Below are 24,820 nucleotides of genomic sequence, written 5' to 3'. Positions count from 1 at the left end.
TATAACTGAGTTTTCATGCAAGCACCCGCTTTGGAGGAAAGTGGGTTTTTTGTTAGTCTGAGATATCTCGCAGTCATGTTACCAGAACTGAACGCCATGCTGAGCGAAAAAATGATGAGAAGGAGAATTTGTTTTGAAAAAGAAAAAGTATTACAAAATTATGTTATCCTTCCTGTTAATCGCTGCGCTTGTTCTGACGCAGCTTGCCGGTGCGTTTGCGGAGGATTCCGCAGGCGTCGGGAGTGCGTCTCCGAAAGCGACGGCACAGCAGGAGACCGCGGCGGGTACGCAGGAAAGTCAGTCTGCACCGACAGACGCGGCACAGCAGGAGGACCGGAGCACAGCGGCCTCTGGTTCCTCAAACGACTCGTCAGCCGCTTCTTCCGCCGACTCCATGCAGCAGCGGTCGGGGCAGACCGAAAGCAGGCAGCAGGGCACATCCAATGCGTCGGAAAATCCGTCTGGCAGCAAGACAGCTTCCTCCGAAGAAAAGGAGACAGCACAGAATCAGACTGCAAAGGCCGGAGAAGCTTCCGCCATCGATAACAGCACGACGCTGGAGGACGGCATCTACACGCCGGACGACGTTTCCTTCACCGGCGGAACCGGAAGAGTGAAAATCACGGTTCCGACGATTACGGTGACGAACGGGAAGGCATATGCCGACATTCTGTTCAGCAGCAAATCTTATACGAAGCTTCAGGCCGGAGGAAAGACCTACGAGCCGGAGGCTGACACATCGAACGGGTCTTTGTTCAAAAAAGTTCCGGTCGCTCTCAACAAAGATACGGCGATTGTCGGAACTACCACGGCAATGTCGAAGATCAACGATATTGAATATTCTATTCACGTAAAAAAAAGTGAACCGGTGAACGATCCGGATACCCCTGCTGTAGATAACAGAACCGATTTAGCGGACGGCGTCTGGGTACCGGACAGCTTCAGTGTGAGCGGCGGTACGAACAAAGTGATTATTACCTGTCCGAAGGTTACGATTTCTGACGGAAAGGCGGTTGCGACGATCGTGTTCAGCAGCGATAAATATACACAGCTGAAGGCAAACGGCAAAATTTACGACGGTGTGACGGATTCTGCTGCAAATACCTCGACATTTTCCGTTCCGGTGGCGCTGAACACGGCCAATCCTATCATCGGGAAAACCGTTAGAATGTCTGATCCGCACTGGATCAGCTATTCCATCACCGTTCGAATGAGTGTGAACTCCGGGAAGTATACGGAGCCTTCCGGCGGACAGGATCCCGATCCGTCACCATCGGATCCGACAGTGCCGGCAGAGACGAAAGACCTGAAAGCCGGAACCTGGAAGGTAAAGTCAGACACCGATAATCGCATGTTCTACCTCTATCCGAAAACCGGAACCAAATACAGTACTCTGACGGTTAAAGGGGAGGGCAGTAAAAAAAACATGACCGCAACCGTCACGCTGACTGGAGAAGGCTACGACTATCTGTACATGGGAACCGCGCTGGAGGCGGCGAAGGCACCGAAGAACCAGTGGATCAAGGCGAAGGTGGTCAACGGATATTATACATACACGTTGCCGGTTTCCGCCCTGGACAAAAATCTGACGGTCTCTGCTCATTCCAAGAAACTGAACAGCTGGTTTGAACATACCATTATCTTCTACAGCAGCGGTGCGAAGGCGGTTCCCTCCGGCACATCGACGACAGTTCCCAAGACAAAGAAGAAGAAAGACAAATACGCCACAAGCGGTAAACAGACGAAATTCAAGAAGAGCAAAAAAAAGGACAAGGTATCCAAATATAAGGATGACAGCCAGAAAAGCACAGGCGTGGTCAACAACAGAACCGCGCTGAAGGACGGAGTATACACTCCCGATTCCTTCAGCTGGTCCGGAGGCTCCGGCCGTCTCGCTTATATTAAATGCAGAAAAATCACGGTAACAGGCGGAAAAGCCTATGCAACCATCGTGTTCGGCAGCAGCAGCTACGACCGTCTCAAGGCAAACGGAAAGGTTTATTCCAAAAGCGGGGGAGGTCTTTCCACCTTTGTGATCCCGGTGAAACTGAACGCCAATAATACTATCATCGGACGCACCACAGCCATGTCCCAGCCTCACTGGATCCGGTACACTATCTATGTGAAAAAAGCCGTCAGTGCCAAGGCCGCGAAAAAAGCTCGGGCAGAAGCAAAAAAAGCCGCGAAGGACGCCCAAAAATCCAAACTTTCGCTGAGTAAATCTGCTCCGAAGATTACCGGATTAAAATACAAGTCGACGGTGAAAAACAAGTATGCGAAATACTTCCGGATCTTTCGATATAACCACGGCGTTTCCCTGCTGAGCATAGATATCAGCAAGAACACCGCACTGTATGAGGAATACACGAAAAACGCGAAGAGGTTCGCAAAGGAAGACGGTAAGGTGGAGTATGACGAGGAAGGTAAACCGGTCGCTCGCTCCCAGCATGAGATTACAGAAGCTCTTTATAAAAACAACGTTGTAAGCTATCTGCTGGTTCCGGAGAAATTCGATGTTCCCGCCGGTCTGGACAAACAGTATATCATCGTCCGGACCCCTGCAGAGAAGAGCTATGTAGCATCGAACTCTGCTTTGTCGTTCCTGGACGCCATGGATGCGGTCGACGGCATCTGCCTCACCGGCGTAACGCCTGAAAAGGTCACTGCCTCCGGCGTTGCGAAAGCGATAAAGCAAAAGCATATAGCCTATGCCGGAACTCCGGAATCACCCCGGTACAGCACAATCATCCGGAAGAAAACCAGGCTGGCCGTTTTGCCGGGAAGCCTGATTCCCAAGGAGATTTCGACAAAGGAAACCCTGCTGAACAAAGACAAGATCGCGAAGCAGAAGAAACAGGCAGAAACGGATCAGAAAAAGCTCGAGACTCTGGAATCCCGTTTTACGGCACTGGATATTCCGGTCATCCTCGACCGGTCTCAGCAGGAGAAGAGTCGTCTGGGGAAAAAGGAATGGATCCGGGCTTACGGAGAAATTTACGGCAGCGCGAAAAAATCGCAGAATATTTTTGAGAAAGAAGTAAAAGCAGAACAGAAATAAAAAAGGCAGGATGAGATGAAAAACCGATTCAAGAGAGGAATGGTCCTTTTTCTGGCGCTGATGACAGCCACGGTGCTGCTGTCCGGATGCGGTGCGAAGAACAGCGAATCAGCTTCGGGCGCGTCGGGGGCTCCTGAGATCAGCGGGCTGACCTACAGCAAGACCATGAAACTGGATTATGCAAAGGAATTCAATGTTTACTACTACAAAGACGGGTACAAACTTATCGATATTAAAGACGATGCTAAGTACCTGATCGTGCCGAAGGGAAAGAAGTCACCGGAAAAGCTGAGCAAAAAGATCAAGGTTCTCCGCGGACCGGTGAAAAACATCTATCTTGCGGCGACTGCGTCCATGGCACTGTTTTCTTCCATGGACGCCCTGGACAATATTTCCATGACCTCGCTGAAATCGGGAGGCTGGTCCTTCCGGTCTGTACGGGACGCGATGAACGCGGGGAAGATCGTTTACGCTGGCAAGTACAGCGAGCCGGATTATGAACTGCTGCTGGACAAAAAATGCGGTCTGGCCATTGAATCCACGATGATTTATCATACGCCGGACGTAAAGGAAATGATTGAGGATCTGAAAATCCCCGTCATGGTGGACCGGTCCAGCTACGAATCAAATCCCCTGGGGCGCACAGAGTGGATCAAACTTTACGGCGCGCTGACCGGACATGAGAAACAGGCCCAGGCTTTCTTTGAAAAACAGGAAAAGAAGATCTCCGCCCTGGACGATTTCAGGAATACGGAGAAAACCGTAGCCTTCTTCTATATATCCACGGACGGAAAAGCGGTGGTGCGCAGCAGTAAAGACTACGTTCCCACGATGATCGAGATGGCCGGCGGACGGTACGTGTTCAAGAAACTGACTGATTCCGACGGGAAAACCTCCGTTCCGATGACCATTGAAAAGTTCTACGATACGGCCGCTGATGCCGATTATATCGTGTACAACGGGAGCATCGACAGCACGGTTCGTTCCATGGATGATCTGATCGCAAAGGATCCGATTATGAAAAAGTTCAAAGCGGTGAAAAACGGACAGTGTTACGCAACGGGAGCATCGATGTATCAGCGGACGGACATCGTCGGCGATATGATCCTGGACTTTCATTATCTCGTGACACAAAAGCATCTGTCTGAAATGAAGTTCCTGACGAAACTGAAGTGAGGATCCTCTGTTCTGCGCTGCATCCCGTAACGTCAGAACCAGAGTACACGACCTTTCTTTCTATTCGACCGTGTACGCGAAAAGAGAAATCGGAGGAAATACAGGTAGTTATTTATGAAAAAAAATATTCCCGCAATCCCGGCAGCCGCCGAAAGCTTTCAGCACGAAAACCTTCGGCGGCGCAGCCGCTATACCATGGTATTCGTACTGCTGTTCGCCGCATTCTGCGTGATGACTGTGATCAATATCAATTCCGGTAATGTACATATATCGCTGGATCATATCGTCAGGATATTGTTCACCGGACAGGGAGATATCAAGGAAACCAATATAATATGGAGAATCCGCCTTCCCAGGATACTTACGGCGGCTATTCTGGGCGGCGCTCTTGCGCTGTCCGGATTTCTGCTTCAGACATTCTTTGAGAATCCGATTGCGGGACCCTATGTTCTGGGAATCTCTTCCGGAGCGAAAATGGTTGTAGCCTTTGTTATGATCGTCGCACTGAAATATTATTCCACGATTTCCTCCTATACGATGATTGTGGCGGCCTTTGCCGGTTCTCTGGCGTCGGTGGGCTTTATTTTGCTTGTTGCCCGGAGAATCCAGAATATGGCGGCTCTGCTTGTGGCGGGAATCATGATCGGCTATATTTGTTCCGCTGTCACGGATTTCATCATTACCTTCGCCAGCGACTCGGATATCGCAAATCTTCACGGCTGGTCTCAAGGCAGTTTTTCCGGGATGAGCTGGGAAAGCGTTCGGATCATCTCAGTTGTGGTGTTTATTACGTTTGCTCTCACACTGTGCTGCGCCAAGCCCATCAGCGCCTATCAGCTGGGAGAATCCTATGCGCGCAGTATCGGTGTGAATATCCGTGTGTTCAGGATTGTGCTGATTCTTCTTTCCAGCGTGTTTTCGGCAACAGTGACGGCCTTCGCCGGACCGATTTCCTTTGTTGGTATCGCGGTACCGTTCCTGATCAAAGGAGCGCTGGGCACGTCCAGACCCATCGTGGTGATTCCGGGAGCATTTGTGATGGGAGCGGTGTTCTGTATGTTCTGCGATCTCATCGCGCGGCTTGCCTTCGCTCCGCTGGAACTGAACATCAGTACCGTGACATCCGTTTTCGGCGCACCGATTGTCATCTATATGATGATCAGCAGAAAGAGAGGCAGATGAGATGAAAGAAAATTATCTGGCTCTTGAACAGCTTTCTGTGGGTTATCACAACAAAAGCCTCATTGACGATATCTGTCTGAACGTTCGCAGGGGTGAGATCGTGACGCTCATCGGACCCAACGGCGCCGGAAAATCCACGATTCTGAAGACAATCGCCCGGCAGCTTTCCATGTTGCGCGGTGACGTGGTCATCGACGGGAGCAGACTGAACGAGATGACCTTCCGGGAACTATCCACCCGCATGGCTGTGGTTCTGACAGACCGTCCGAAACCGGAGCTTCTGACCTGTCACGATATCGTAGCGGCCGGACGGTATCCGTATACCGGCCGTCTGGGCATTCTGACCCATGAGGACGAAGCAAAGGTGGACGAGGCGCTGGAGACGGTTCATGCGCGTGAGCTTGGAAACCGTGATTTCAATGCTATCAGTGACGGGCAGAAACAGCGTGTGATGCTTGCCCGGGCAATCTGTCAGGAGCCGGAAATCATTCTTCTGGACGAGCCGACATCATTTCTGGACATCCGGTACAAGCTTGAACTCCTGAGTATCCTGCGCCGGATGGCCAAAGAAAAGGGAATCACTATCGTCATGACCCTCCATGAGATTGATCTCGCACAGAAAATCTCGGATCGGATTGTCTGTGTCAGCGGGGAGCATGCAGTCCGGGCCGGAACGCCGGAGGAGATTTTTCATTCGGAGGTTATACGTGAGCTCTACGATATCGACAACGGCTTTTATGATCCCGTGTTCGGAAGCATTGAACTGGCAAGGCCTGAGGGAAATACGCCGCAGGTCTTTGTGATATCCTCAGGGGGAACCGGCATACGGATTTATCGTGAGCTTCAGCAGGAGAATATTCCTTTCGCCGCGGGCATCCTGTATGAGAACGATATTGATTATCAGCTGGCTTCGCTCCTGGCCTGCAAGGTAATAAGCGAACGTCCGTTTGCGGAGATTTCTCCTGAGACCTATGAACAGGCGGTGGGGGAGATGGAACAGTGTCAGAGGGTAATCTATGCGGGAGTCCCCAAAGGCGGAATCAACGCCCGCCTGTTTGATCTCGTCAGGCTTGCGGCGGACAAAGGAATCCTGGAGGAGGTCTGAACCTCGTTACAGAACAGAACCACATTTCACAACTAAATAATATCGACCGCAGAGGCGCCGAACCGGCGTCTTTTTTTTGGAACTCTGAAGGAACAAAGAAATACTTCGATGCAGACAGGGGCAGAATTTCTGCCGGTGCACAGTAAAAAGTGACGAGAAAAGAAAACAAATGTTCGCTTTACTATTGACAACGAACATACATTCTGATACTATATTAGTACGAACAAACGTTCCGGGCGAACGTTTCGTACAGGAGGTATACATGATGAGGAAGATGAGAATTGCATCGAAGTTCAGATTTACAATCTTTATGGTTATTGTGCTGCTGACGGTATTCACAGCGGCTTCGACAATTGCAGGTTTCAATACAGCGAACAGTTTATCAATGGATCAGTACAGATGTGTGGAGATTGAATCCGGTGATACATTATGGTCGATTGCGGCTGAATATGCTCCGGACAACCAAGACGTCCGTCAGGTCGTACATGATATCTGTGAGACTAATGATATACAGGCAAACGACATTGCATCGGGACAGAAAATCCTCGTACCGGTGTATGATTGATCCCATATTACATTTCAGGTGTTCCGAACTGGCGCTCGGATGAAACTCCTGGATTAGAGGTTTTGATAAGGACCCGGCAGCCGGACCTGATACACCCGGCGCAGCGGGCCTTTATCATAAGTAAATCTTTTTTAGAAGCAGATTTCATAACAGACTTCATAATAAAATGATGTCTGACGCGCATACAAGACAAGGGAGTCGTGTATGTCTGGTATTGTTCCGATCTTGTCCCAGCCAGAGAACTGCTAAAAAAGTGTCTGCTAAAACGAGGCTTAAATTTACGTTTTAAGCGATTTTAAATGATGATGAGGATATACGGGTCAACCCAATATACGGGTCAACCTGAGCATGGCGTATCATAATGCGTTTTTATTATTTTACCCGCAACTATTCCCAAAATTATGATTTTAGGAATAGTTGCGACTGGAAAATCCAGGAGAGCGTGCCCCGTGAATAACGACCGACCCGCACCCTCCTGTTTTTTCTGCCATATACATTTATTTTTTTTATAGCGCCCTTCCGGATCTTTTGCGTAGCACCTGCATGGATATATCACAGGACGCCAGTTCATCAGCACAGCGTTTCAGTTCCGCACCGATGAGTTCCGGATTTGAAAGTTCCTTTTTATATTTAATCTCATGCTCCAGACTTGCCCAGGTATCCATTGCGATAGTTCTGAGTTGAAATTCGACATAATACCCTTTATAGCGGACAATCATATGATAACTTCTGTAACCGTTCGGCTTGCAGTCTCGGATGTAATCCTTCTCTGCTGTGACTGTAAACGCGTTACGGATCATCTTAGCATAATCATACACTTCGTCTATAAAATGGCATATGATCCGGAAGCCGATGGCATCATGTATCGATTCCAGAGCAGAACGTTCGTTCTCAGGAAGATGGTTGAGACGGCATTTGTTCCGCATACTTTCCTCGGACTTGATTCTTCTGCGGATGTGTTCGTAATTTCCGTTCTCCAGCATTCTGCTGATTTCATCCGCGATTGCGTTCATTTCAGGGAGATGTTCTCCATATATACTGTTCATGGTTTCTGTTGTTTTGCTATTTTTGTATTTATCAGCGGTCCTCAGTTATCTGCGGTGCGGTTTCGTTTATTATGCGGATTCAAGTTCTGTCAGCCGGCAGGATTGATGATCGCTTAAAATATGCAGATCCGCATTGATGGAAGCCAGTTTGTCATTGAGATAACTGATGTAAAGCGACAGCTTTTCTTTGTCTGTGTCGGGGTCGTCTTCCCATATCTGATCCATGACCAGGCTGAAATCGATATCCCGGTTCATATTTTGAATCAGATAGCGCATCAGATCGGTTTCCTTGGGCCCCAGCCGGATGGAATGCTTTGCCGAAAGTTCCCCCTCCAGAGTATCAAGTCGGACACAGCCTGCGGACAGAATGACAGCGCCGCTTCTTCTCCGGATGACAGAGTTGATCCGTGCGATGAGTTCGTCAAAGGAAAACGGTTTGGTGATATAGTCGTCAGCACCGAGATCGAGACCCGCGACCTTATCGTCGATATCATCGCGTGCGGTCAGAAGAATGGCCGGCGTATGTATCCCTTCCTCGCGCATTCTCTTGAGCGCTTCCGTTCCGCTCATGACAGGCATCATGATATCCAGCAGCATACAGTCATATCGTGTTTCCCGTACCATGGAAAGCGCATCACTTCCGTTCTCCGCACAACTTACTGAGAATCCTTTGAATTCCAGCATTTCCCGGATTGCCTCTGACAAAAGCTGTTCGTCCTCAGCCAGCAGGAGTTTCTTTCTGGTATGATTCATGAGTTTACTCCCCTCCCCTCTGCATACCAGAATACAGTACGAATATAATTGATAAATGAGCTGTATATGACGATTCAGAAAAGAGTCCTGCCGGGGATGTGAAGGAATTCATCACATCCCCGGCATATTTGATTCCAAAATTGCGGATTCTCCAAATCTCAAAGTTCAGCAACTCAGTTTCTTCTAAACGCCATCAGACATGTAATGATTCCGAATGAAATCACCGCGAGTGTCACGTACAGAAGCAGCGTCGTCCGGTCACCGGTTGCCGGTGCGGGCGTTTTGCCGTGCTTTGTTACTGCAGTCGGCGTATGAGCGGATTTTGGCGGAACATTGGCTTCGGCCTTTACGGGGTCTACATCTGTTGCGTAAGCAGCGGAGATGTTCTTCACTTTCCTGCCGTTTGTCGCCCGGGCACGGTATGTGATTCTGAAGCTGTCCTTCGGCTGCGCGTCCCGTCGGGTCTCAACCTGAAAATGGTCCAGACCGAAGCTGATGCCGCAGGATTTTGTGATGTCTCTTCCGTTATAGAGGACTTTGACGGAGGCCGGATCATATCGCAGGTTGTCTGTCATCACATGATCCATGATAATTACCCGGCGCAGCGGAGTGAGCGCTTTTGTCGTCAACGTATAGTGAAGATAAGTGTTTTTCGAGGTTACTGACTCGCGTACAGTCTTAGAGTGAATGATTTTCCTCACACCGCCGATAAATCCGACCCTGTTTTCAGTTTCTGCCGGTTCAGCATTTTCCGCACTGCCAACGGCCCTGTTGATCATTGCGGCCTGCGCAGGTATTTTGTCTGCGAAGGTGATGTCATAGGTTACAGTCAGAGTTTCACGAAACGAAAGATCTGTATGAGTCCGGATGATGCAGGTCCCTGCTTTGTGATCTGCAGAAATGTCGCAAGATGCAGTAATATCCTGATCTCCCTTCTTCACGCGTATAGAATCAGGATCACAGACCCCGAGGCTCCTTTGTTCAAAAGCGTCTTTTATGATGATATTTTTCGCTGTCACACGGTCGCGGGCCTGGGTGAGTTTGATAGTATAATGCCCTTTCTCTCCTGCTTTGTACAGCGTCCGGTCGCTTTTCTTGCTGATTACAAGTAACGGTGTCTTCGGGCGGAAATTAACGCCTGTTTCGGAGAAATCGCCGCCTGAAGGAATCGTATCCTGATCCTTGATTCGAATGCCGTTTGTGTTGTCTGTGGCGGGTGCGCGTACAAAATTCCTGAGCTGCTGTGCAGGAAGTTCTGACTCGTCAACGGTCATGGCATACGAGAGATGCAGACCGTTCTTCAGATTCAGATCCTGATAATCAGTCTTATGCTCACGTTTCAGATAATTTGCTTTCGATCCGCGGGAATCCGAAGAGGCCGGTTCCTTCCCGTCCCTGTATCCGATGTTGGCGTATTTTCCGAGGAATCGAATCACGAAGCCGCCGTGATTTTCCCGGGGCAGCGTTTCACCGGAATTTCGGAAACTCTGCGCGGAGGTTTTCAGTTCCTGCCCCGCAACGCGGTCAGCGCCCTCTTTATACGGGTATAGCAGGTAATCAGTTCCCTTTGTCAGCGCAGTCCCGTCGCCTCCTGTTATCTTCAGCGAATCGGGATCCAGTGTCAGACCGGGGGTCTCCAGGGTATCCACCAGAACGATATTTCTCATGAAGGTTCCGGGATTGATGTTGGTGATGTCTGCGGTGAATTGTACCGTGTCCCCTGCTTCATACTCTGCCTTTTCCTGTACAGATTTCTTTTCTATGTTCAGCTTCGGACTGTTTATATATACAGAGGTCGAAGCAGAGCGCTCCGGAACAGTATCGGCCGACGCCCTTACTATATTCGGTACGACAGTTCCATTCAGCGCGTTTCCCGGGACTGCGCTGAACGTGATAGTGACAGTCTCTCCGAATCGAAGTTCAGGCGTGGTGAACTCGAATCCTCCGCTAACAGCCTTCAGAGAGAATTCCCGATTGATTCCTGCTGCTTTCAGTGTCTTAGGATCAATTGTCATATTTGCGGGAAGATCGGTATCTCTGACTCTGACACAGGTTGCGGACGCCTTTGAATTAGTCTGCCAGATACTGATTCTGTACGGGACTTCGTCACCGACCTGGAATTCATAAGGTTCTGTGGTTTTGTTCACGGCGAGTCCCGGTCTACCCTTCTCATCCTGTGGAAAATGTATGCGGACGGATACTTTGTTAGAGAACCGTTCCCACCCGTCAATGACCGCTGAGAACCGGTTGGGAAATTCTGCAGAGGTTTCCGTGGTGTCAAAATGCTTATGATCGCGCAGTTCTTCTGCACTGACATCGTGGCGGACCGAGGCTTCAATATGCAGCGTGATGGTCTCTCCCGCACCATTTCCGTAGAGTGCCGTATTGTTCACATCTGTGCAGGTTGCGGTGATATTTCTGCCATCGGTTTCAATCCGGAAGAGACTGCTGAGATCCTTCCCTCCCCTGTTCTGAATGCGTATTTTGGAGATATCCGTAACAAGACAGCTGTCAAGTGTGTCCCTGAGGACAAAGGACTTGAAATAGAATCCTTCATGATATCCTGCGGGAATCTCCTGTGAACAGTTGAATGTAAAGGATTGATGAAGGTCGGGCAGATCCAGATCGGTGACATTATTCTTTTCGCTGCTGCTAACTGTTTTCTGCGGATCCGGAGTCTCGAAACGAATCAGACTCCAGTCCTGTTGCGGTCCGTAAAATGACCGCGCACCGTTCATTGCACCCTCTTTATAGGTTTTTTTGCCCGCCTTTTCTACGATCTGGTCGGAATGATACCGGACAGCCAGGGCTCTGGTCTTATATGCAATAGATACTCCGTTTTCTGGATTTGCTGCGCCTTTCGCCACGTTGTAGGCATAATTGGAGAAGAAATGCCAGCCTTTTTCTTCCTTGTAAGAAAGTTTGCTGTTGGATGGTACGGCGCTCTTCTTTATACCGTCAGCCCGAAAAGACATCGCCTGTCCCCAGTCGATATCCAGGTAGGTAAAGTTGGATGTGATTTCTGCCGGAGTATCCGTCCCTGAGAAATAATAGGAATATTTCATTTCAAGAGTACCGATGTTGAAAGTATTCAGTCTGGTCATTCCGGCGTATGCCTTTTTGCTCAGGGTGAAATACGGAGACAAAGTATTGTTTAACGGTTTTTTGTGTTTCACGTAATCAGCTGAGCAGAGTTCAGCCACAATATCCAGTTTCACATAACCGGCCATCGAACCGGAACGCAGGGCTTTCTCGTGCTTTGGAGCGTACCAGTAATAATTGGTGTATTTTACCCTGACTGCGCCTTTATTGCTGCCGGAATTCTTCAGTTTGAACTGCCAGGTTGTTTTAATGTTACCGAGGTTGTCCCTTTCACCGTTGGAATTCTTGTATTCAACAGCTTTGCTCAAAGGACTCCCCTTGAGCACCGTACTGCTGCTGTCCGATCCGGGAAGGATTCGGAAGGCGTACAGTTCATCGCAGCTCAGCGCTTTTTTCGCGCTGTCCCAGGTGGAATAAGCGCCGCCGGCTCTGGTCTGAAACGCCTTGTAACCTGAAGAGCTGCTGAGGGGTTGAGCAGTGGCTGCATGGGTGATCACAGCGGAACAAAGGATTATTCCGAGCAGCAGGCAAACCCTGCCTGCCGCGTTTAACATTCTGTTTTTCATCTGATTTCCTTTCCTTCTTTAATTTAGTGTCTACCCGTTATTAAGTTCCTGCCGGACTTAATGGGCTCTGACAGTTGACAGCATTCTTTTTTCCGGTGGCTCTCTGGACTGGAATAAAAATTTTTTGATGCTCTGTCTCATTTTCTCCATCCTCCCAAACGAAAAAAACGTCCTTCCGGACGTTTTCCCCATACTCCGCGGTGATTCGCTCCGATTCAGGCCGATTTTCTTTGTACAAAAAAACGCACGAGCGCCGCAGCCGTTGAAATAGCATGTTCTGTAAAAGATACAAGAAAAAAAGACGGGATGTTTCAACCGCCTTTTTTGCATTCTTTTCCATCAACATCATATCATAGATGTCAGAATCTGTCAAACCTGAATTAAAGAATCCTCGGTTGCCCAAAATAAGAAATCTGAAGCTACAGCTTTTCAAGGTCCTCCTGATCCAGGATTTTAATTCCCGCCTGGCTCAGAGCTTTGTGCCCTCCCTCGACGTCGCTGACCTTGAGAATGATGTAGGCCTCATCTCTGTGCTTTGTCGTAAAGGCGTAAGTGTACTCTACATTAATCTCGGCGTCTTTTAGCGCGGCGAGGATATTTACCAGGCTTCCCGGCTCGTCCCTGATAGCGATGGCCAGAACAGGCGTAGCTTTGAAGATGTAATCCTCCGCCTTCAGTACAGTGGTCAGTTCGTAGTTATCATCGACGATCAGGCGCAGAACGCCGTACTCGGAGATCTCTGCAAGACAGAGAGCTCTCATATTGATGTCGTTCTTTTTCAGAAGCTCTGTGAATTCATACAGGGCCCCCGGTCTGTTTTCCAGAAATACGGAAATCTGTTTTACATCCATTCTTCATACCGCCTTTCATTAAATGTGACGCTTGTCAATGACGCGCTTCGCTTTTCCTTCGCTTCTGGTTATCGTTTTCGGGGCCACCAGCCTGACATCAACGTAGATGCCGAGCATGGATTTCAGTGCACCGATCAGCCGTTTCTCGCGTCCTTCCATTTCGGACATGGAGTCTGAGAACATTTCCGGCGTCATCTCCACCTGCAGTTCCAGCCTGTCGCTGTTGTTCTCCCGCGTGACGATAATCAGATAGTTTGCCGGATAGCCTTCGTTCATCAGAACGGTCTCAATCTGGCTCGGGAAGACATTGACTCCCTTGACGATCAACATGTCGTCGGTTCTGCCCATCAGACGCGACATTTTGGCCAGAGTCCTGCCGCAGGAGCATTTCTCATGACTGAGAACCGTAATATCCTTTGTTCTGTAACGGATCAGAGGGAACGCATCTTTGTTGATGCAGGTGAAAACCAGTTCACCCTTTTCTCCGTCCGGAAGAACCTTTCCCGTTTTCGGGTCAATGATTTCCGGAATGAAATTATCCTCATTGACATGCATTCCCGATTGTTCACTGCATTCAAAGGAAACTCCCGGGCCGGAAATTTCAGTCAGGCCGTAGATGTCATAGGCTTTAATACCGAGACTGCTTTCGATGTCGCGACGCATTTCCTCACTCCACGCTTCTGCGCCGAAAATGCCGGCCTTCAGATGGATCTGATCCCGCAGACCGCGTTCGTTGATGGACTCAGCCAGATAAGCTGCGTAAGAAGGCGTGCAGCAGAGAATCGTGGAACCGAGATCTGTCATGAACTGAATCTGACGGTCTGTGTTTCCGGAGGACATGGGAAGCGTCAGGCACCCGACTTTATGGCTTCCGCCGTTGAGTCCCGCCCCTCCGGTGAACAGTCCGAAACCGTAGGAAACATGGCAGACATCGTCTTTTGTTCCTCCTGCAGCGACAATCGCACGGGCACAGCAGTCTTCCCAGACATCAATGTCATGCTGAGTATAAAAGGCGACGACTCGTCTCCCTGTAGTGCCGCTTGTGGACTGAATGCGGACGCTGTCCCGAACCGGACGCGCCATCAGACCATAGGGATAGCATTCCCTCAGATCGTCCTTGGTCAGAAACGGGAGCTTGTGAAGATCCTCAATCCCATGGATGTCTCCCGGTTCTACACCGGTTTCCTGCATTTTCTTCCTGTAATATTCCACATTTTCATAAACGCGTTTCACCGTGTCGACAAGACGCTTATTCTGCAATGCGGTCATCTGATCCCGCGACGCGGTTTCGATATCCGGCTGATAATAATTTTCCATTCGCGTGATTTTCCTTTCCTGTGTATCTGTTACTGAGTATCCGTTTTCATTGTGTGCCGCGGCGCTGCTGACGGCAGTCGGTCAGCGGCACTCGTTAAGTTCGACATGGACTCAATGAGCCGGCATTATTTAAAGTATTCAACTGCGGAGCGGAACATTTTCATGTCGTAACTGCCCGGCACGTTTTTATAGAGGTTTCTGCCGATTCTTTCCGCGTGTCCCATCTTTCCGACCACTCTGCCGTCCGGCGAAGTGATACCTTCTATGGCATAATAGGAGCCGTTTGGATTGTACTGAATGTCCGATGTTACATTCCCATCCAGATCTACGTACTGAGTCAGGATCTGTCCGTTGTCAGCCAGTTGCCTGATCAGATCCTCCGGCGCGATAAATCTGCCTTCGCCATGGGAAATCGGTACATTGTAGATTTCTCCGGTGCTGACGTTTTTCATCCAGGGCGATTTATCGGAAGCCACACGGACGCGGACGATCTTGGACTGGTGACGCCGGATTTCATTGAATGTCAGCGTCGCACTGTTTTCGTCGGTGTCCACGATTTTTCCGTATGGAACCAGCCCCAGCTTGATCAGCGCCTGGAAACCGTTGCAGATCCCCAGCATCAGGCCGTCCCTTTTCTCCAGAAGTTCTGTGACCGCTTCCTTGATTTCCGCGTTCCGGAAGAATGCGGTGATGAATTTTCCGGAACCGTCCGGCTCATCTCCGCCTGAGAATCCTCCCGGGATGAAGATGACCTGAGAGCGGCGGATTCTGTTCGCAAATTCTTCCACTGATGAGGCGACTGCATCTGCGGTCAGGTTGTTGATCACAAAGATATCCGGGTCGGCTCCTGCGTCGCGGCAGGCTTTTGCGGAATCGTACTCGCAATTGGTTCCCGGGAATACCGGAATCAGAATCCGGGGAGACGCGGAGCCTACCGCCGCATGGAGATTTTCCTTGCGCTCAGATGTGAAAGTTTCCAGACGGTTTGTCTCCGGCGTAATGTTGCATTTGTAGACAGGCTCAAGCTTGGCTTCGTAAGCACCAAACAGCTCGTCGAATCCGAGGCTTTCCGTACCCTTCCGTATCACAGGCTCCGCAATCGTTCTGCCAATCTCGAAGATATTGGCGTCTTCCACGGAGACCTCGCCGCCGTCAATTTCCAGCAGGAAGGATCCATAGTGATAACCGAAGAGATCCTCCATGGTCAGAGAGTCGGCATATTCAAAGCCAATCCGGTTGCCCATGGACATTTTCATGATTGCTTCAGCAACACCGCCGTATACGGGCGTGCAGGCCGCTTTAACGATGCCGGTATCCATGAGCTGTCCCACTGTTCGATACAGAGCTTTCAGTGATTCTCCGGTGGGCAGACCGTTGTCGTCATATTCCGGAGTTAACATAATAATTTTATCGTCTGTACTCTTGAATTCCGGCGAAACGATTCTTTCTGTCTTATCTGTAGTGACCGCAAATGAGATCAGTGTCGGCGGAACATCAATATCTTCAAATGTTCCGCTCATGGAATCTTTTCCTCCGATGGCGGCCACGCCGAGCTCTTTCTGCGCACGGAATGCACCCAGAACGGCGGCCATGGGTTTCCCCCAGCGCTTCCCTTCACTGCCCGGTTTTTCAAAGTACTCCTGGAAAGAGAGGTAGACGTCCTTATATGTCGCTCCTGTTGCAATCAGCTTTGATACGGATTCCACGACCGCAAGGTATGCGCCGTGATACGGACTCGCGCTGGAAATATCAGGATTGAATCCCCATGACATGATGGAACAGGTATCGGTATGCTTTTTTTCCATAGAAATCAGATTGACCATGGCCTGAATAGGCGTGCGCTGATATTTCCCGCCGAAGGGCATCAGCACAGTTCCCGCGCCTATTGTGGAGTCGAATTCCTCGGAAAGTCCGCGCTTGGAGCAGACGTTAAGATCTTCAGCAAGCGCCTTGTATTCCTGTACAAAATCCGATCCGGTCTTCTTCGCGAAATCGCTATGCAAAGGAATATCGATATCGATATGCTTTTCCGCACCGTTTGTGTCTAGGAACGCTCTGGAAATGTTCACGATCGCTTCCCCGTTCCAGTACTCGCGCAGATAAGGTTCGTCTTTGACAACCGCAACTCTGGTGGCTTCCAGATTTTCCTGATGGGACAGCTCGATAAAGCGGTCTGCATCCTGTTCTGCCACGACGACGGCCATTCGTTCCTGAGATTCTGAGATCGCAAGTTCTGTACCGTCAAGTCCGTCGTATTTCTTCGGCACCCGGTTCAGATCGATTTCAAGACCGTCTGCCAGCTCGCCTATGGCGACAGAAACGCCGCCTGCACCGAAGTCATTGCAGCGTTTGATCATCCGGCTTGCTTCCGGATTGCGGAAGAGTCTCTGGAGTTTTCGCTCCTCCGGAGCGTTCCCCTTCTGAACCTCTGCGCCGCAGGTTTCCAGAGACTGAAGCGTGTGCTTCTTGGAGGAACCTGTTGCACCGCCGCAGCCGTCGCGTCCGGTTCGTCCTCCCAGCAGAATCACGACATCACTGTCGACGGGGCGTTCCCTCCGCACATTCTCTGCAGGAGCCGCAGCGATGACAGCACCTACCTCCATTCTTTTGGCAACATATCCGGGATGATAGATTTCATCGACCTGCCCGGTTGCTAGACCGATCTGATTTCCATAGGAGCTGTAGCCGTCAGCGGCCGTCGTAACCAGCTTACGCTGGGGCAGCTTGCCCGGTAGAGTCTCAGAAACCGGTTTGAGGGGATCTGCTGCGCCGGTGACGCGCATCGCCGCATAGACATAGCTTCTCCCCGAAAGAGGGTCGCGGATTGCGCCGCCGATGCAGGTGGCCGCGCCGCCGAAAGGTTCAATTTCCGTCGGATGATTGTGGGTCTCGTTCTTGAAGAGAAGCAGCCATTTTTCCGTACGCCCTTCTGCTTCCACATCGATTTTGACGGTACAGGCATTGATTTCTTCAGATTCGTCAAGTTTATCCATCATGCCGCGTGACTTCAAATATTTAGCCGCCAGGGTTCCGATATCCATCAGATTTACAGGTTTCTTTCTCCCAAGTTCTTCCCGGGTCGCGAGATAGTCCTCATAAGTTTTCTGGATTTCCGGATCCTCGAAGGTCACATGATCGACAGTCGTATTAAAGGTCGTGTGACGGCAGTGATCGGACCAGTAGGTATCGATGACGCGGATCTCGGTGATGGTCGGCTCTCTGTTCTCGGATTTGAAGTATTCCTGGCAGAACTTCAGATCCGCCAGGTCCATTGCAAGTCCACGCTCCTCCAGAAACCTCCGCAGCGCGTCTTCGTCCATTGCGTTAAAACCGCGGATAGTCTCCACCCGGGTGGGAATTTCGTATTCCATCTTCAATGTCTTGAATTCCTCCAGCGAGGCTTCTCTGGCCTCTACCGGATTGATGACATATTTCTTTACGGCTTCAACGTCTGCATCAGTGAGATCGCCGGTCAGGATATAGACTCTGGCGGAACGGACCTGGGGACGTTCCCCCTTTGAAATCAGCTGTATGCATTCCGCAGCGGAATCAGCCCTCTGGTCGAACTGACCGGGAAGGTATTCCACGGCAAAGACTTTGTCTCCGTCTCCAACACGCAGACCTTCGCTGACATCATCTACCTGCGGCTCGGAGAACACCGTGTGGACCGCATCCTCAAACAGGTCTTTTGACAGATTTTCAACGTCATACCGGTTTACGACGCGCACATCCTTCAGTCCGTCGATTTGAAGGAGACCGGTGATCTCTCTGCGCAGAGATTCCGCCTCGCTGGCAAAACGCTTCTTCTTTTCAACATAAATTCGATAAACCATTATTTCCCCTCCAGTGCGTTCAATGCTCTCTGACCGATGTCTCTGCGGCAGAAGCCGTTATCGAACCGAATCTTTCTGACCGATGCGTAAGTTCTGTCAATGGCTTCCCGGAGATTTTCTCCCCGCTCCGTTACGCCCAGAACGCGGCCGCCGCTGGAACGAAGTGTTCCGTCTGCATCTCGTTCGGCACCGGCGATATATACATTCGTGACATCAGAAGGAATTTCGATGGGAAAGCCCTTCTCATAAGATTTCGGATATCCCTTGGATGCCATGACGACACAGCAGGCGGCATCTTCCGCAAAGGACACATCTGCGTCAGCCAGCGTGCCATCCGCGACATGGAGCATGATCTCGAAGAGGTCACTGTCCAGCAGCGGCAGAACCACCTGTGTTTCAGGGTCACCGAAACGGCAGTTGTATTCGATGACCTTCGGGCCGTCCTCAGTGAGCATCAGCCCGAAATAGAGACAGCCGGAAAAACTGCGTCCTTCTTTGTTCATTGCGATCATGGTGGGGAGGAAGATTTCTTCCTCGCACTGCCGTGCGATTTCCTCCGTATAATATGGATTGGGTGCTACCGTCCCCATACCGCCGGTGTTCAGCCCTTTATCTCCGTCCAGCGCGCGTTTGTGATCCATGGAGGAAACCATGGGGATCAGCGTTTTCCCGTCAGTAAAACTGAGTACCGACACTTCCGGACCTTCCAGAAACTCTTCGATTACGACGCGGCTTCCGCTTTCACCGAACACCTTGTCCTCCATCATTTCACGAACCGCCTGTCCGGCGTCTTCACGGGTCTCCGCAATGATAACGCCCTTCCCCTTCGCCAGACCGTCCGCTTTGACTACAACCGGAATTCTGCAGTCTTCAATGTAATGCAGAGCGTCGGCCATCTCCGTGAAGATTTCGTACTGGGCGGTCGGTATACCGTATTTCTTCATCAGATCCTTGGCGAAAGCCTTGCTGCCCTCGATGATCGCCGCGTCTCTGTTCGGCCCGAAACACGGGATTCCTTCGGCCTGCAGCAGATCGACGCATCCCATGACCAGAGGGTCATCCGGCGCAACGATGGCGAAATCGATTGCATTCTCTGTTGCAAATTTCACGATGCCGGGAAGATCCTCCGCGCCGACGCCGACGCATGTAGCGTCTTCTGCGATTCCTCCGTTTCCCGGAAGTGCGTAAATTTCGTCGACCTTCGGGCTTTCCTTTATTTTCTTTATGATGGCGTGCTCTCTTCCTCCGCCGCCAACAACCATTACTTTCATCGCACAACCTCCTCGTATCAGTGATGGAACAGTCTCATGCCGGTGAATACCATGACCATATCATATTTGTCGCAGGTTTCGATCACATTGTCGTCCCGGATGGAGCCGCCCGGCTGCACTACGTAACTGACTCCGCTTTTGCGGGCACGTTCGATGTTGTCTCCGAACGGGAAGAATGCGTCGCTGCCTAGTGTCACTCCGCGGATGGCACTGAGGTAAGACTTCTGTTCTTCTCTCGTGAACGGCTGAGGTTTTTCTGTGAACAGCGTTTCCCATACGCCGTCTCGCAGAACATCCTCGTATTCATCACCGAGATAAACATCAATGGTGTTGTCACGGACCGGGCGGGAAATCTCCTTTCGGAACGGAAGACCAATGACTTTCTCAGACTGACGCAGATGCCAGAAATCAGCCTTGTTTCCTGCCAGCCTCGTGCAGTGAATGCGGGACTGCTGACCGGCGCCGACGCCGATGGCCTGACCGTCCTGCACATAGCAGACGGAATTGGACTGGGTATATTTCAGTGTGATCAGTGCGATGACCATGTCGCGCTTCGCTTCCTCGCTCAGATCCCTGTTTCGGGTCACGATTTCGGTGAAATCATCCTTCGAGACTGTGTAATTGTTTCTGCCCTGCTCAAAAGTTACGCCGAAGACCTGTTTGCGCTCCGTTTCTGCCGGTTCATAATCCGCATCGATCTGGATGATGTTGTAATTTCCTTTTTTCTTTGATTTCAGAATCTCCAGAGCCTCGTCGCTATATCCCGGCGCGATGATGCCGTCGGAGACCTCACGCCTGAGAATTTCCGCAGTCGTCCGGTCGCAGATATCGCTGAGCGCGACAAAATCACCGTAGGAGGACATTCTGTCCGTGCCGCGGGCTCTTGCGTAGGCCGTGGCGATCGGCGAGTCATCCAGCCCTTCGATGTCGTCAACAAAACAGGCCTTCTTCAGCGTATCGCTCATGGGAACTCCCACTGCCGCAGAGGTCGGACTGACATGCTTGAAGGAGGCTGCCGCCGGCATTCCCAGGCTCGTGTGAATCTCATGCACCAGCTGCCAGCTGTTGAAGGCGTCCAGAAAGTTGATATATCCCGGCCGCCCGTTCAGAATCGTTACAGGAAGATCGCCGCCGTTCTCCATATAGATTCTGGCGGGCTTCTGGTTTGGATTGCATCCGTATTTCAATTGAAATTCTTTCATTTTTCCTCCCATTTGTTGATCATGCGGCTGACTGCCGCGCCTGTCGCGATATCGGTATACCGCACATAGAGCGAAATTTTGTTATCCTCATTCAGATTGGTCCAGATCTCTTCGGCGAAGGCGTCGATGTCCTCCGGTACAGTAATCCGTTCCGGCTCTCCGCAGAAGGTGGGGATCGGACTCCCATCCGTCATATATGTGTGAAGGAAATGACCCTGCCCCGGAATGCCGGGATATTCAAAGAAGTACCGACTGCAGGCACTGCCCGCCGCATCAGCGCTCTTCAGAATGCTCATTTTGTACCGGAAACCGTCTTCGAAACAGAGGAGTCCGGAGATCCGCGGCGTCCAGTTGGGGCCGTCCGGCTCGAATGCTCTGGTACGCAGCGCCTCCTCAAAGGATCCCCCCTCCTGAAGGAAATCGCGGATCGTGTCTGTCTGATCGCCGTTAGTCACAATCAGTTTCTGTCCGACCAGGCGGACAGGATAATAGATGATCAGCGACGGATCCTCCACTTTGGATACATCAAAGGGACGGATCATCAGATCCTCTCCTTCTTCCACAAAAATACGGTTTCGGCTGTTCTCAGAACGTCCCATGATGAAATATGCCGTCACGGCGGTTTTCCCGTCGCCGGTCATTCCGACAGCGATTCCGCGTCCCACATAAGGATTTCCCTCAATGTATTCGCGTATCGGCCTCGATTCATATACATTCATTATCGAATTCCTTTCTGTATTTCCAGAGAAATATCCTCCGTCGCCTTCGGAAGCAGGATCCATTCTGCCTGCTCCATGACTCGCCGCTGCAGAGTCTCAGGTGTATCTCCATCTTCGACATTCACTGCCTTCTGCGCTATGATTTTTCCTCCGTCGGGGATTTCATTGACAAAATGAACCGTTGCGCCGGTCACCTTGACGCCGTAATCCAGAGCCTTTTCATGGACATGTAGACCGTAACAGCCCCGACCGCAGAAGGACGGAATCAGAGATGGGTGGACATTGATGATCCGGTCACGGAAGGCTCCGATAAATTCCGGACTCAGAATCTTCAGGAAACCTGCCAGAACAATCAGTTGAATCCCCCGGCGCTTCAGTTCCTTCAGCAGAGTCTGCTCGTCCTCCGTTACGAAAGTCTCGATTCCATTTCGCCGGGCTCTCGTCAGAGCGTAAGCATCAGGATTCCCGGACGCGACCAGAACGATTTCTCCGCTCCGGAGGATTCCGCTTTTCTCGGCATCGATAAGCGCCTGCAGATTGGTGCCGCCGCCGGAAACCATCACGCAGATTCTGGTTTTGTTCGCTAACATATAACCACACTTTCCTCCGAGTTCACGACTTCCCCGAGAATATAGGCATCTTCGCCGGAAGCCTTCAGGACGGACAAAGCCTGATCCGCATCTTTTTCAGCGACGACGCAGGTCATCCCGACGCCCATGTTGTAGGTGTTAAACATATCCCGTTCCGGAATGTTTCCTTCCTTTGCCAGAAGATCGAAGATCGGCAGAACACGGACGTCGCTTCTGCGGATCCGTACACCGACGCCTTCCGGAAGGCTGCGGGGAATGTTTTCATAGAATCCTCCGCCGGTGATGTGCGCGGCGGACTTTACGTCAACCGCATCAAACAGCGCAAGCATAGATTTGACATAGATCTTTGTCGGAGTAAGGAGCGCCTCCCCGAGAGTCTTTCCGTCAAGCTCCCCGAAGGTCCGGTTCAGATCCGTATGCTCCACATCGAAGACCTTGCGGACAAGAGAAAAGCCGTTGGAATGAATTCCCGAGGACGGCAGTCCGATAAGAACGTCTCCCGCCTTGATTTTCGTCTTGTCCAGGACCTTGGACCGATCCACAACTCCTACAGCGAAACCGGCAAGATCGTATTCATCCTCCGGATAGAATCCCGGCATTTCCGCGGTTTCTCCGCCGATAAGCGCGGATTCCGACTGGACGCATCCCTCTGCCACACCGCTGACAATCCGGGCAATTTTTTCCGGGTAGTTTTTTCCGCAGGCGATGTAATCAAGGAAGAACAAAGGCTTTGCCCCCACACAGATAATGTCGTTGACGCACATGGCGACGCAGTCGATTCCCACAGTGTCATGACGATCCATCAGGAACGCGAGCCGGAGCTTGGTGCCGACGCCGTCTGTCCCGCTGACCAGGACCGGGTCGCTGATACCGTTCATATCCAGATGAAACAGACCGCCGAAGCCCCCCAGATCAGAGGTGTCGCCGAATGCCATGGTCCGTTTGATGTGCTGCTTCATCAGCTCGACGGATTTGTATCCGGCGGTGATGTCAACACCTGCTTCTTTGTAGCTTTCACTGAAACTCTTGCTCATCTTCTCCTCCTGAAATTATTCTCTGCTGCTGATCTTTCTCTCAAAACGATTTTTATCCCCGTCTGACGGAATCGCCGTCGCATATCTGCCGCTGAAGCATCCGTCGCAGAACCCTTCTCCGGGAGCTGTACCGATCAGAAGATTCAGGTGATCGATGTTGAGGAAACCGACGCTGTCGGCCCCAATGACGTCCGCGATTTCATCGACCGAATAGCGGCAGGCGATGAGATTCTCGCGTGAGTCGATATCGGTCCCGTAGTAGCAGGGATTTGTAAAGGCCGGTGCAGAAGACATCATATGCACTTCTGTGGCACCGGCTTCCCGCAGAAGCTTCACGATCCGCGCACAGGTCGTGCCGCGGACGATGGAGTCGTCCACGAGAACTACACGTTTGCCGCGGACGGTTTCCGAGATCACGTTGAGCTTGATCCGAACCTTGTCCTCTCGCGCCTTCTGCCCCGGCGCGATAAATGTGCGGGCAATATATTTGTTCTTGATAAAGCCGATTCCATATGGAATTCCGGTCTGTCTGGAATAACCCAGAGCCGCATCGAGACCGGAATCAGGCACTCCGATTACCACATCCGCCTGAATGGGGTATTCCATTGCGAGGCAGGTTCCCGCGGCAACTCTCGCCGCATGAACACTTTTCCCTTCAATTACGGAATCCGGCCGCGCGAAGTACAGATATTCGAAAATACAGATCTTGTGCGGCGCTTTATCACAGTGATCCCGGATAGACTGAATGCCTTCCCGGCTGAATACAAGGATTTCTCCCGGATCGATGTCCCGGACGTATCTGGCGCCCACCGCGTCCAGTGCACATGTTTCGGAAGCGACTATATATGTTCCGTCGTCTCTGACACCGTAGCATAGCGGGCGAAACCCGTTTTCATCGCGAACAGCGATGAGTTTGGCGGGCGACATGATAACCAGAGAAAACGCCCCCTCCAGTTTGTCAATGGCCTTGTTCACGGCTTCCTCGATTGAGCCGCTGCGGATCCGTTCCTTTGTGATAATATACGAGATGACCTCTGTGTCGCTGGTGGTGTGAAAAATCGACCCCTGAAGCTCCAGTTCAGTCCGAAGCTCAAAGGAATTGACCAGGTTTCCGTTATGAGCCAGCGCCATTCTTCCTTTATGGTGATTTACGACGATAGGCTGTGAGTTCAGCCGCTCATTTCCACCTGTTGTGGAATAGCGGACATGTCCGACTGCCATCTGCCCCTGTCCAAGATTCTCGAGCGTCTGCGGGGTGAACACATCGTTCACGAGTCCTGAGTCTCGATGATCGGTAAAGACTCCGTCATCATTCACAACAATACCGCAGCTTTCCTGGCCGCGATGCTGGAGCGCGAACAGACCGTAATAGGCGGTATGTGCGACGTCCTGCGTCTGCGTCCCAAAGATTCCAAAAACTCCGCATTCTTCCTGTAAGCTGCTCATTTTT

17 protein-coding genes are annotated in these 24,820 nt (G+C 51.0%); 5 read left to right on the top strand and 12 right to left on the bottom strand.

The annotated features are described in order from the left end of the window. Positions 1–133 precede the first annotated feature (133 nt). The 5 genes from FYJ64_RS07335 to yneA all read left to right on the top strand — a co-directional run bounded on the left by FYJ64_RS07335 (position 134) and on the right by yneA (position 7,086). Positions 134–3,058 (top strand): hypothetical protein, encoded by a 2,925-nt coding sequence (locus FYJ64_RS07335; protein ID WP_154574533.1) that lies wholly within the window; start codon positions 134–136, stop codon positions 3,056–3,058. Positions 3,059–3,073: 15 nt separating this feature from the next. Beyond that, a complete protein-coding gene (locus FYJ64_RS07330) occupies positions 3,074–4,234 on the top strand; it encodes an ABC transporter substrate-binding protein (protein ID WP_154574532.1) in 1,161 nt (386 codons plus the stop codon). A gap of 114 nt (positions 4,235–4,348) precedes the next feature. Beyond that, a complete protein-coding gene (locus FYJ64_RS07325) occupies positions 4,349–5,416 on the top strand; it encodes a FecCD family ABC transporter permease (protein ID WP_154574531.1) in 1,068 nt (355 codons plus the stop codon). Position 5,417: 1 nt separating this feature from the next. Beyond that, positions 5,418–6,521, top strand: coding sequence for an ABC transporter ATP-binding protein (locus FYJ64_RS07320; RefSeq protein ID WP_154574530.1), 1,104 nt, complete (start codon positions 5,418–5,420; stop codon positions 6,519–6,521). A gap of 265 nt (positions 6,522–6,786) precedes the next feature. Next, entirely contained in the window at positions 6,787–7,086 is a 300-nt protein-coding gene (yneA, locus tag FYJ64_RS07315; protein ID WP_206045585.1) for a cell division suppressor protein YneA, read from the top strand. A 506-nt stretch (positions 7,087–7,592) separates the two neighbouring features. On the opposite strand, the gene FYJ64_RS07310 is transcribed toward yneA, so the two are convergent. The 12 genes from FYJ64_RS07310 to purF all read right to left on the bottom strand — a co-directional run bounded on the left by FYJ64_RS07310 (position 7,593) and on the right by purF (position 24,816). Beyond that, complete coding sequence (locus FYJ64_RS07310; RefSeq protein WP_154574528.1) at positions 7,593–8,132, bottom strand: GTP pyrophosphokinase; 540 nt, start codon at positions 8,130–8,132, stop codon at positions 7,593–7,595. 69 nt (positions 8,133–8,201) lie between these two features. Further along, complete coding sequence (locus FYJ64_RS07305) at positions 8,202–8,885, bottom strand: response regulator transcription factor (protein ID WP_154574527.1); 684 nt, start codon at positions 8,883–8,885, stop codon at positions 8,202–8,204. A 173-nt stretch (positions 8,886–9,058) separates the two neighbouring features. Continuing rightward, positions 9,059–12,553: an isopeptide-forming domain-containing fimbrial protein gene (locus tag FYJ64_RS07300; protein ID WP_154574526.1), complete on the bottom strand. Its 3,495-nt coding sequence runs from the start codon at positions 12,551–12,553 to the stop codon at positions 9,059–9,061. A gap of 419 nt (positions 12,554–12,972) precedes the next feature. Next, positions 12,973–13,404: an acetolactate synthase gene (locus FYJ64_RS07295; protein WP_154574525.1), complete on the bottom strand. Its 432-nt coding sequence runs from the start codon at positions 13,402–13,404 to the stop codon at positions 12,973–12,975. An 18-nt stretch (positions 13,405–13,422) separates the two neighbouring features. Further along, positions 13,423–14,721: a phenylacetate--CoA ligase family protein gene (locus FYJ64_RS07290; RefSeq protein WP_154574524.1), complete on the bottom strand. Its 1,299-nt coding sequence runs from the start codon at positions 14,719–14,721 to the stop codon at positions 13,423–13,425. 125 nt (positions 14,722–14,846) lie between these two features. After that, positions 14,847–18,554, bottom strand: a complete 3,708-nt coding sequence (locus FYJ64_RS07285; protein WP_154574523.1) for a phosphoribosylformylglycinamidine synthase — start codon at positions 18,552–18,554, stop codon at positions 14,847–14,849. After that, positions 18,554–19,825, bottom strand: coding sequence for a phosphoribosylamine--glycine ligase (purD, locus tag FYJ64_RS07280; protein WP_154574522.1), 1,272 nt, complete (start codon positions 19,823–19,825; stop codon positions 18,554–18,556). The genes FYJ64_RS07285 and purD overlap by 1 nt, the downstream gene beginning before the upstream one ends. A gap of 17 nt (positions 19,826–19,842) precedes the next feature. Next, a complete protein-coding gene (locus FYJ64_RS07275; protein ID WP_154574521.1) occupies positions 19,843–21,027 on the bottom strand; it encodes a phosphoribosylaminoimidazolecarboxamide formyltransferase in 1,185 nt (394 codons plus the stop codon). Further along, the gene (locus FYJ64_RS07270; RefSeq protein WP_154574520.1) at positions 21,024–21,746 is read right to left on the bottom strand and encodes an IMP cyclohydrolase; all 723 of its coding nucleotides are present in this window, start codon (positions 21,744–21,746) and stop codon (positions 21,024–21,026) included. Before FYJ64_RS07270 ends, FYJ64_RS07275 begins: the two co-directional genes overlap by 4 nt. Further along, positions 21,746–22,336: a phosphoribosylglycinamide formyltransferase gene (gene purN, locus FYJ64_RS07265; protein ID WP_154574519.1), complete on the bottom strand. Its 591-nt coding sequence runs from the start codon at positions 22,334–22,336 to the stop codon at positions 21,746–21,748. Before purN ends, FYJ64_RS07270 begins: the two co-directional genes overlap by 1 nt. Beyond that, positions 22,330–23,370: a phosphoribosylformylglycinamidine cyclo-ligase gene (gene purM, locus FYJ64_RS07260; RefSeq protein WP_154574518.1), complete on the bottom strand. Its 1,041-nt coding sequence runs from the start codon at positions 23,368–23,370 to the stop codon at positions 22,330–22,332. The genes purN and purM overlap by 7 nt, the downstream gene beginning before the upstream one ends. A 15-nt stretch (positions 23,371–23,385) precedes the next feature. Further along, positions 23,386–24,816 carry an amidophosphoribosyltransferase gene (gene purF, locus FYJ64_RS07255; protein ID WP_154574517.1) on the bottom strand — a complete coding sequence of 477 codons (1,431 nt, stop codon included), beginning with the start codon at positions 24,814–24,816 and terminating at the stop codon, positions 23,386–23,388. Positions 24,817–24,820 lie beyond the last annotated feature (4 nt).

The sequence above is a fragment of the Hornefia butyriciproducens genome, from assembly GCF_009695915.1.
Lineage (GTDB): Bacteria > Bacillota > Clostridia > Peptostreptococcales > Anaerovoracaceae > Aminicella > Aminicella butyriciproducens.
This window is presented reverse-complemented; position numbering and strand designations above follow the sequence as displayed.